At 54.6% G+C, this 6,966-nt stretch carries 9 protein-coding genes; 2 read left to right on the forward strand and 7 right to left on the reverse strand.

What is annotated here, in order from left to right; all coding sequences use genetic code 11:
- The first annotated feature begins 20 nt into the window (after positions 1-20).
- Together ACQY36_RS05195 and ACQY36_RS05200 are read left to right on the forward strand one after the other, a co-directional pair.
- Positions 21-1,448 carry a sodium:solute symporter family protein gene (locus ACQY36_RS05195; RefSeq protein ID WP_428078158.1) on the forward strand — a complete coding sequence of 476 codons (1,428 nt, stop codon included), beginning with the start codon at positions 21-23 and terminating at the stop codon, positions 1,446-1,448.
- The gene (locus tag ACQY36_RS05200; protein WP_428071264.1) at positions 1,423-2,046 is read left to right on the forward strand and encodes a thiamine diphosphokinase; all 624 of its coding nucleotides are present in this window, start codon (positions 1,423-1,425) and stop codon (positions 2,044-2,046) included. The genes ACQY36_RS05195 and ACQY36_RS05200 overlap by 26 nt, the downstream gene beginning before the upstream one ends.
- A gap of 92 nt (positions 2,047-2,138) precedes the next feature.
- On the opposite strand, the gene ACQY36_RS05205 is transcribed toward ACQY36_RS05200, so the two are convergent.
- The 7 genes from ACQY36_RS05205 to ACQY36_RS05235 are packed head-to-tail and all read right to left on the reverse strand — an operon-like array spanning position 2,139 to position 6,925.
- Positions 2,139-3,695 (reverse strand): tetratricopeptide repeat protein, encoded by a 1,557-nt coding sequence (locus tag ACQY36_RS05205; RefSeq protein ID WP_428078160.1) that lies wholly within the window; start codon positions 3,693-3,695, stop codon positions 2,139-2,141.
- Positions 3,692-4,126 (reverse strand): GNAT family N-acetyltransferase, encoded by a 435-nt coding sequence (locus tag ACQY36_RS05210; RefSeq protein WP_428056353.1) that lies wholly within the window; start codon positions 4,124-4,126, stop codon positions 3,692-3,694. Before ACQY36_RS05210 ends, ACQY36_RS05205 begins: the two co-directional genes overlap by 4 nt.
- Complete coding sequence (tsaB, locus tag ACQY36_RS05215; protein ID WP_428078162.1) at positions 4,123-4,818, reverse strand: tRNA (adenosine(37)-N6)-threonylcarbamoyltransferase complex dimerization subunit type 1 TsaB; 696 nt, start codon at positions 4,816-4,818, stop codon at positions 4,123-4,125. The genes ACQY36_RS05210 and tsaB overlap by 4 nt, the downstream gene beginning before the upstream one ends.
- Positions 4,797-5,273 carry a tRNA (adenosine(37)-N6)-threonylcarbamoyltransferase complex ATPase subunit type 1 TsaE gene (tsaE, locus tag ACQY36_RS05220; RefSeq protein ID WP_428078164.1) on the reverse strand — a complete coding sequence of 159 codons (477 nt, stop codon included), beginning with the start codon at positions 5,271-5,273 and terminating at the stop codon, positions 4,797-4,799. Before tsaE ends, tsaB begins: the two co-directional genes overlap by 22 nt.
- Positions 5,273-5,731: a hypothetical protein gene (locus ACQY36_RS05225; protein ID WP_428056347.1), complete on the reverse strand. Its 459-nt coding sequence runs from the start codon at positions 5,729-5,731 to the stop codon at positions 5,273-5,275. The genes tsaE and ACQY36_RS05225 overlap by 1 nt, the downstream gene beginning before the upstream one ends.
- Entirely contained in the window at positions 5,718-6,371 is a 654-nt protein-coding gene (locus ACQY36_RS05230; protein ID WP_428078166.1) for a TatD family nuclease-associated radical SAM protein, read from the reverse strand. The genes ACQY36_RS05225 and ACQY36_RS05230 overlap by 14 nt, the downstream gene beginning before the upstream one ends.
- A 59-nt stretch (positions 6,372-6,430) precedes the next feature.
- The gene (locus ACQY36_RS05235) at positions 6,431-6,925 is read right to left on the reverse strand and encodes a type IV pilin protein (RefSeq protein ID WP_428078168.1); all 495 of its coding nucleotides are present in this window, start codon (positions 6,923-6,925) and stop codon (positions 6,431-6,433) included.
- Between the last annotated feature and the right edge of the window lie 41 nt (positions 6,926-6,966).

The raw sequence follows: 6,966 nt of genomic DNA on the forward strand, positions 1-6,966 counted from the left end.
AGCAATCCCTGCGAGGAATTATGTTAAACGAACTGAAAACCGTTTCCTACTTTCACGCCGCCGACTGGTGGGTATTCTTTGCGGTGCTCGCGGCCACGGCCGCGGCGGCTGTGTACGGCAACCGGCGACTCAAGAAAAAACAGGGCGAAAAGCCGATGAGCGTGCTGGACTACCTGCTGATGGGCCGGCAGCTGACGCTGCCGCTGTTCGTGGCCACCCTGGTAGCCACGTGGTACGGCGGTATTTTCGGCGTAAACGAAATCACATTTAACTACGGCATTTACAACTTTGTTACCCAGGGCGTTTTTTGGTATGTGGCGTATTTGATTTTTGCGTTTTTTATTGCGGACAAAGTAGCCAAATACCAGTCCCTCACCCTGCCGGACCTGACGAACCGGATGTTCGGCCCCAAATCGGCCAAGGTGGCCGCGCTGTTTACATTTTTCTATATTACGCCCGTGGCGTATGTGCTGAGCCTGGGAATGTTTTTACACATGGTGTTCGGCATCGGCATTTTGCCGGGTATGGCGCTCGGCACGCTGTTTACGGGGCTGTACAGCGCCTGGGGCGGGTTCCGCTCCGTCGTGTTTTCGGACCTGGTGCAATTTTTTGTCATGTGCAGCGCGGTGCTGCTGGTGGTCGTGTTTTCCGTGGGCACCTTTGGCGGGCTGGGGTTTTTAAAAGCCAATCTGCCGGCCTCGCACTTTACTTTAACGGGCGGCAATTCGTGGATGAACACGCTTATTTGGGGGTTTATCGCCCTGTCTACGCTGATTGACCCCAGCTTTTACCAGCGCTGTTTTGCGGCCAAAAGCCCTTCCGTCGTTAAAAAAGGCGTACTGATTTCCACCTTCATCTGGTTTTGTTTTGACCTGTGCACCACCGCCGGGTCGCTCTATGCGCGCGCGCTTCTGCCGCAGGCCGAGCCGGGCCAGGCGTATTTTTTCTACTCCATCCAGCTCCTGCCCATTGGCCTAAGAGGTTTTTTTGTGGCGGGCGTGCTGGCCATTATTCTCTCCACGCTCAACTCCTTTTTATTCATCGCGTCCAATACGCTGAGCTTTGACCTGCTGCGCAACCGCTTTAAAAACATTGTGCTTTCCAACCGCATTTCCATCTTTGCCGTGGGCCTGTTGGCGATTGCCATGGCGCATATGTTCCACGGCAGTTTTAAGGAAATCTGGCTGGTGCTGGGGTCTTATTTCTCGGCGTGTTTACTGGTGCCTATTTTGATGGGATACCTCTCCCCGGGCCGCATCAGCGACCGGCTGTTCGTGTTTTCGTCCCTCACCAGCGCGGCGGTGATGACCGCCTGGCGGTTTATCCCCAAGCACGAAGTCCTGCAGGCGGTGGACCCGTTCTACGCGGGCGTAGCCGCGGGGCTGGTTATTTTGCTGTTATGCCGAAAAGGAGAGAAAGGCTATGTTGCGCGCATTGTTGATAGGTAACGGCGAAACGCCGGACGCCGCGTTTTTAAAATCCCTGGCCGCCCGGGCCGACCTTATTCTGGCCGCCGACGGCGGGGCCGACCGCGCGCTGGCCGGCGGGCTTACGCCGGACGTTATCATCGGGGATTTGGATTCCGTTTCCCCCGCCGCCAAAAAACGCGTGTCCCCCGAAAACCTGATTTTTGTAGACAACCAAAACAATACGGATTTGGAAAAAGCGCTGGACTGGCTGGTCAAGCGCGGCTGCAAGGCCTGCACGCTGACGGGCTTTGCCGGCGGCCGGTGGGATTTTACGCTCGGCAATTTTTTATCGGTTTATCCGTACGCCAAAAAAATGGACCTCACGTTCGCGGGACCGGGATGGAATTTTTATCCGGTTCAAAAAAACCGCCGCTTTGCCTGCCGTCCCGGTGCGCGCGTGAGCCTGATTCCGCTTAAAAACTGCACCGGGGTAACTTTAAAAGGGCTGAAATACCCGCTTAAAAACGCGCGCCTGAAGCTGGGCGGCACGGGGCTGACGCTTAGCAATATCACCACCGGGAAAACGTTTGGCGTGGAGATGAAAAGCGGTTTTCTGTTTGTCTACGCCGAAGATTAACTTGCATTCCATGCAAAAGCCCCGCCGAAAAACGGCGGGGCTTTCTTATATATCTTCCAAACGGTGCTTCCGGCAGGCTGTCGTACAGGTGCTTATTGCCGGGCGGATTTTGGCAGTTTCTTATACAGTTTGGCGGCTTCTTTTATTTCGCCGCGCGCCATATCCAGGTATTTGCGCGCGCGTTCAAAATCGCCCCGCTCGTACCAAATTGCGCCCCGGTGGTAGGCGATATCCGGGTTGGCGGCCACGACCTCTTCCGGCACGGCGGACAAAATGTTTTCGGCGGCTTCGGTCTTGCCCTGTTTAAAATAAATCCAGGCCTGCGTGTCAATAAACGCGTTTTCTTCGGGGTTTACCGCCAGCGCGCGCGCAATAAATTCCTGCGCGTCCAACAGGCGCAAATTGCGCTCCGCAAGCGAATAGGCGTAGAGGTTTAACGCCGCGGCGTTTTTGGGGTTTTTCTCCAGCAAAAGCTCCAGCTGCGCGTCCATTTCCTTGTACTTTTTCAAGCTGTCCAGCGTAAAGGCGTACTGCAGGCGCGCCTCTTCATAAGCGGGGTTGGATTCTAAAATTTTCTTCAGCACCTTGGCGGCTTTTTTATATTCTTTTGCGTCGTTTAACGCAAGCGCGTAAAAATAGCCGATTTCCACGTTGCCGTCAAACTTCCGGTACGCCTCGGCCAGCGTTTTCAAGCTTTCTTCGGGGCGGTTTAAACGCTTTAAATAAAAGCTCACCTGCAGCCATTTGGCCGAAGATTTATCGTAATCCGCCGAGTCCTTCAAATACCCGACGGCGCGGGAATAATCGCCTTTCTGCTCGGCGATAAGCGCGAGGAAATAGGCGGAGGGAACGTCCCCGTTGTCGTCGGCTTTGGCTTTTAAAAAGTATTCTTCGGCTTTGGGCAGGTCTTTCACCAGCAAAAACACCGAAGCCATACGCGAAAACGTGCCCGCGTTGCCGTAGCCCATTTTTTCCAGTTCTTCAAATTCGTGCAGCATTAAAAAATACTGGGAAGATTTTTCGTACACTTCGCCCCTGCCCAAACGCGGGGCCGGGTCGTCCGGGGCCATTTCCACGGCTTTGTTGTAATACGCCAGCGCCTGCTGCAAATTTTGGGCGCGTAAATACAAAGAGCCCACTTCGGTATACACGGCGGGCGTGAGGCCCGGGTAATCTTCCGCCAGCGCCAGGAGTTTTTCCACGGCTTTATCCAAATTGGTAACGGACAAAAGCAGTACATACTGGTACAGGATGCGCACATTGTCGGGGTCTAAGGCGAGTGCGCTTTCGTAGGCTTTTTCGGCTTCGGAGAGGTTGCCCTTTTTCCACTGGTAAGCGGCGTACACCATCCAGTCGTCCGAATCGTTTTCCCCCTGAGAAACAAACCCGGCGTACGGGTCCGCCCATTCGGGTTTTTCATTGGCAAGCGCCTCGGACACCAAAAGCCGCTTGAGATATTTAGAATCAGGATCAGACTCCAGCGCTTTTTCCAGATACGAAAACGCCTTCGGGTCGTCCGCGCGCTGGGCGTAGACGGCTTTTAAAAAATCGTTAAACAAGCGGGCTTCGCGTTTGCTTTCGTCGTTAAGCGAAAGCGCAAACGCGGGGGATAAAGCCAGGCAGAAAACCAGCGTCAGGTATTTTTTCATAAATCGGCCCCCATAATTAAAGCGTCGTCTTTGCCGCCGTAAAACTTTTCGCGCCGCCCGATTTCTTTCAGCCCCGCCTTGCTGTAGAGCGAAATGGCCGCGCGGTTGTTTACGTTTACTTCCAGCGTCACCCGCTCGCCGCCGCGTTCGCGCACGTCTGCCAGCGCGCGGGACAATAACCTAAACCCAATGCCCCGGCGGCAGGCTTCGGGCAAAACGGCCAAATTCAAAATCTCGCAAAATCCCGCCGCCAGCCGAAGCGACAGAAACCCGAGCACCGCGCCGTTCTCTTCCCAGCACCACACGCAGGCCGACGCGTTGCCAATCTCCCCCGCCAGCCCCTTTTCGCCCCAGTGCGCGCTCATCGGCTGGGCGGCTTCAATAAAAGCCAGCCGCGGCGCGTCCAAAGGAAGGGCGGGGCGCAGTTTCATACGGGATTGACCAGCTCAAACCGGGCGGGTTTTAAATACAGCGGCTCCAGCGCGTTTTGCTCCCACGCCGGATTATTGGCCATTTCCAACAGCGCGGCGGGCCGGACCTTGCAGTCCTTTGCGTCCGCCAGCGTATAAGCCGAACCCACCAGACCCGCCAGCGGCGCGCCGTCTTTATCGCTTCCGGCCAAAAAGAGCGGCTGTTTATAAGCGGCCAGGCGCGCGAGCAGTTCCTCGCGCGAAAGCCACGCGGGGCCGGCATTTTCGCCGTCAAAAATCTGCAAAAAGTATTCTTCCCGAAACGCGTGCAGCACGATGCCCAGCGCCCCCTGCGGATGGCGTTTTTGCCAGGAGCCGAATTTGCGCGACGAAGCGGCCTGAAAGCGGATAACGTCAAACACGGTGGTCCCGCGCACCTCGGTATGGTTTAAATACTTCATCATAGACGCAAACGTAAGCGAAATGCGGATGCCCGTAAAACGCCCCGGCCCGCGGATGATAAAAATCCGGCCGATATCGCCCAGCTCCGCGCCCGCTTTGGCCAGCACGGCGTTTAATACCGGGAACAGCAGTTTTTCCTGCTTGACGCCTTTTTTGCGCGCGGCAAAAACTTTCCCGTCTTTCTCCACGGCCAGCAGCAAAGGCGAGCCGGAAGTATCCATCGCAAGAGTCAGTTTTTTGCGGCTTTGCATAATTCCTCCAACAAGGCGTCCGATACGCGCCCGAAGGAGTGCAGTTGAATCACGCGGTCGTCTCCTTCTTTTAAGATAAAATCCATTTCCAGCCGGTCCGCCGGCAGCATATGGCGGATGGGGTCCGGCCATTCGGCCAAAATAACGGCGCGCTCGTCTTCCAGCATTTCTTCAAAACCCAGGTTGAACACTTCGCCTTCTTCCAGGCGGAACAAATCAATGTGAAACAAACGGTTCCGTTTGTTTTTGTATTCTTTCATCAGGCTGAAACTCGCGCTGGTGGGAGAGCTTTTAAGCCCCAAAGCGGCCGCCACGCCTTTTACAAACACCGTCTTGCCCGCGCCGATGGGCCCGCGCAGAAAAACAATTTCCCCGCCTTTAAGCGCACGCGCAAAACGCCCGGCCAGGGCCAGCGTTTCCTCGGGCGAGCGGGAAGAAATTTCACCCGTTTTCATTATTTCACCGTTTTGATGCAAATTTCGCGCCCGTCCACTTCCCGGCGGTCCAGATTGACGGGATCCGGCACTTCTTTGCCGTCCACGGAAAATACGTATTTGTATTCGCCGCCCGTCAGCGCCACCGAGGTTTCAAAATAGCCTTTGCGGTAGCCTTTGAGCACGATGGGGTCTTTGCCCCAGCGGTTGAAATCGGCCAGCAGTTCCACCTTTTTCGCGCCGGGCGCGGTCAGGAAGAACTTGCGGTATTTCACTTCCGTATCATATGCTTGGCGGACGGGTTGGGCGCGCGCAATAAGACTCTCTTTATTTAAAGGCGCGACGGAAGCGGAACTTTCAATGGTGTCGGCCGCATAGTCGTAATAATCTTCCGACGCGGCGAAAAACCACGTGAGTACCAGCGAAATTAAAATCAAAAACAGCACAAAAAGCGCACCGGGTTTTTTAATCTTGGGCATCTAAAAAGCTCCTTAAATAGAATTGCGCGCCGTCCGCTTCGGCTATTTTCTTGACGGCTTCGGCGTCGGCACCCGTCCGGTCCACGCAGCTGGCCACCACGCGGTCAAACCCCGCGGCCGCGCACAGGCGGATAAACTCGCGCACGGCGTCGTAACCGTCTTCGTAGCCTTCGGCGGGCCGGACGATTTTGCGCCATACTTCGGCATTTTCGGCATTGAGGCTGACGTTGACGATATCCACCACGCGCCGCAATTCGGGCACGATGTTTTTATGATTAATCAGATTGCCCAGGCCGTTGGTGTTTAGGCGGATTTTAAAAGGCGGATATTTGGCCTGCGCCATCCAGCCTTTCAGCGTCTGCGCCGTGAACAACAGCACGTCCAGGCGCATGGTAGGTTCGCCGTATCCGCAGAAAACAACTTCTTTAAACGGAGCTTTTTTCAATTCCGCGTCCAGCGCGGCCACAACGTCATTGGCGGAGGGTTCGTTCCCCTCCAGATTTAAATTATTCCCGTGAAAATCCATCCGCCACTTGGTTTTAATGCAAAAGGCGCACAGATTGGGGCAGCGGTTGGTGATGTTCAAATACACCCCGTCCCCAAAACGGTATACGGTTTTAGGTGTTTCTTGTTTTGCCATAAATACCCCTCTACAGGTATTATAGCAATTTGATACCGCACGCAAGGCACGGAAAAGGGTTACCCTTCCTGCACGATGGAGTAGCCCATACTCTTGCAATACTGGTAGAAGTAAGAGGGTTTGCTGATTTCGGACGCTAATACGCGGCAGATAAACCGGCCCGTGTCATACTGCTTGTTAAAGTGGCAGTACGAGCAGAAACCCGCGTTAAACTGAAAACTTGTTACCACGGCGGAATTGGTCAGGCAGTATGTCACATTGCCGCAGGTCATTTTATCCAGGCAGGTGGATGTGGCGATGCCGTAACCGTACCCGGGCTTACAGCCGGCGGGCAGGCCCAGCGTCATATCGTCAAATTTCTGGGGAGAAGCGCCTTCGGACAGGCGATACAAAATAGCGCCTTTATAAATGCTGTCCATAATTACTTCCGCCTCTTTCATACGCGCTTTATAGACGGTTTTATTATACTGCGGCAGGGCCACGGCGGCCAAAATACCGATGATTAATACGACTACTAATAACTCTATAAGCGTAAATCCGAGGCTTTTTTGCACGGGATATATCCCCCTATTTATATAAGTTGATATTCCCAATT

Source organism: Candidatus Avelusimicrobium alvi, from assembly GCF_958451995.1.
Taxonomy (GTDB): domain Bacteria; phylum Elusimicrobiota; class Elusimicrobia; order Elusimicrobiales; family Elusimicrobiaceae; genus Avelusimicrobium; species Avelusimicrobium alvi.

What these genes read in the sequence shown, in the direction of transcription:
- ACQY36_RS05195 (WP_428078158.1), top strand. Translation starts at nt 21, where the DNA reads ATGTTAAACGAACTGAAAACCGTTTCCTACTTTCACGCCGCCGACTGG.
- ACQY36_RS05200 (WP_428071264.1), top strand. Translation starts at nt 1,423, where the DNA reads ATGTTGCGCGCATTGTTGATAGGTAACGGCGAAACGCCGGACGCCGCG.
- ACQY36_RS05205 (WP_428078160.1), bottom strand. Translation starts at nt 3,695, where the DNA reads ATGAAAAAATACCTGACGCTGGTTTTCTGCCTGGCTTTATCCCCCGCG.
- ACQY36_RS05210 (WP_428056353.1), bottom strand. Translation starts at nt 4,126, where the DNA reads ATGAAACTGCGCCCCGCCCTTCCTTTGGACGCGCCGCGGCTGGCTTTT.
- tsaB (WP_428078162.1), bottom strand. Translation starts at nt 4,818, where the DNA reads ATGCAAAGCCGCAAAAAACTGACTCTTGCGATGGATACTTCCGGCTCG.
- tsaE (WP_428078164.1), bottom strand. Translation starts at nt 5,273, where the DNA reads ATGAAAACGGGTGAAATTTCTTCCCGCTCGCCCGAGGAAACGCTGGCC.
- ACQY36_RS05225 (WP_428056347.1), bottom strand. Translation starts at nt 5,731, where the DNA reads ATGCCCAAGATTAAAAAACCCGGTGCGCTTTTTGTGCTGTTTTTGATT.
- ACQY36_RS05230 (WP_428078166.1), bottom strand. Translation starts at nt 6,371, where the DNA reads ATGGCAAAACAAGAAACACCTAAAACCGTATACCGTTTTGGGGACGGG.